Source organism: Dyadobacter tibetensis Y620-1 (assembly GCF_000566685.1).
GTDB classification, from domain to species: domain Bacteria; phylum Bacteroidota; class Bacteroidia; order Cytophagales; family Spirosomataceae; genus Dyadobacter; species Dyadobacter tibetensis.
Genome location: NZ_AZQN01000021.1, coordinates 1 through 1,567 on the forward strand (window position 1 = coordinate 1; position 1,567 = coordinate 1,567).

At 39.6% G+C, this 1,567-nt stretch carries 1 protein-coding gene; it reads left to right on the forward strand.

Translation table 11 applies throughout. From position 1 onward, the window contains the following. Positions 1-249 precede the first annotated feature (249 nt). Positions 250-1,467: an outer membrane protein assembly factor BamB family protein gene (locus X939_RS0121860; protein WP_198034470.1), complete on the forward strand. Its 1,218-nt coding sequence runs from the start codon at positions 250-252 to the stop codon at positions 1,465-1,467. Positions 1,468-1,567 lie beyond the last annotated feature (100 nt).

Consider the following 1,567-nt stretch of genomic DNA (forward strand, 5'->3'; position numbering starts at 1 on the left):
AACCAAGGAGGTGCTTGGTGGGGATTTAACCGGGAAGCCCCCGGGGTAAATCATAGAGAGATGAGGACGGCATACATAATAGAGCCCCATTTATCTTGGGTTATGGATGGGGGAAATTTACCTTCAACTTTCAGGATTCAATACTGAACCATGAGAAATTCAGTTAAATGCTTAATCAATTTTATATCATTGTTTCTATTGATAACCTGTAGAAACGATGATATAATAATTCGGTATGATGACCAAGGAGTGGTTACACAATTACCTTATCAGTGGAGAAGTTCATTGACTGATGGCGCTTTCGGTCAAAAGCTATATAATGGCTATACAATTAGGAATACTGGTGTACTTTGCGAACTAAAACGAGAGGCGAACTCAGATAATTCGAGCTGGAAGTCATCCCTGGCACTAAAGGATGCCATTACGGGTAAAAATCTTTGGATCTGGGATGATTTTTACGACAATAAATTAATTAGGACATTAAATGATGATATTGTTGTTATCGACAACAAGATTTGGGTTCACGACCTGATGGCAGATTACTGTATCGACGCCACAAAGGGATCAACAATATGGAAATATCAACGAGTATTTCCTGCCTATTCAGAAGCCTGTAATATTGAAGAGGATTTTTACTTCATTGCTAATGGACTAATCGCACATAAAGAAGGTAAAATCGCAGATAGCTTTTTCAAATATATCTCTAATGGCAGCGATTATACAGAATTGGGACATCCGCCCTATGATGAAAAGTATGCCTATCATAACGGGTTAGGCTATTACTTAGGAAGCTTAAAAGATATATATGCATTCAGACGAGACAATATTAATTATATGGTTGTTTCTTATGTGGAAATGGGGCCACGAATTGGCCCGACGCAACAACCTTCAAATAGTTCATTTTTGGGCCTTTTCAATCTTTCGGATAATGTATGGGAGTACGACAGGATTCCCGTAAGCTTCGAAGGAGAATTTGGAACATTAAGTTTAAAACCAATTGTAAATGAGGATAATATCTTTTTAACTTCTGGGAATTTCGTACTCTGTTTCGATCTGTTTACCGGAAAAAAAAAGTGGCACCGTAGATTAACTAGTGCATGGACTGGTCCAGTCGATATGATCTTGGCAGATCATAAACTCTTGGTTAATATGGCAGATGCAACCCTCTATTGTCTAAATTCAATTGATGGCTCTAAAAGATGGACACAAAAGTCGAGTAGCCTTGCTAGCGATCTCTACCACCAAAATGGCATCATTTACTGGATCCCATTAGGCAATCTTAGAGCAGTAGATCTGGAGACTGGAAAATTACTATGGAATTTAGATACTATTGAGCGCGAAGCAGTCAAGTCTCACAAATCAGAATGGCATGGTTTCGTCACCGGCATACCGGGCAAAAACGGGGAAAAAGGAAAGATTTTCGCCACTTCAGATCATTACCTGTATTGCTTTGAGGCGATTAGGTAGCGTAGCAGAATTTTTCTATAGAGTAAAAAGGTTTCTGTCGAAGCGCATGATAGAGAACTGTAGGGACAGGGCAGCAGTGCTATGCCTCCAATCCCCCTCC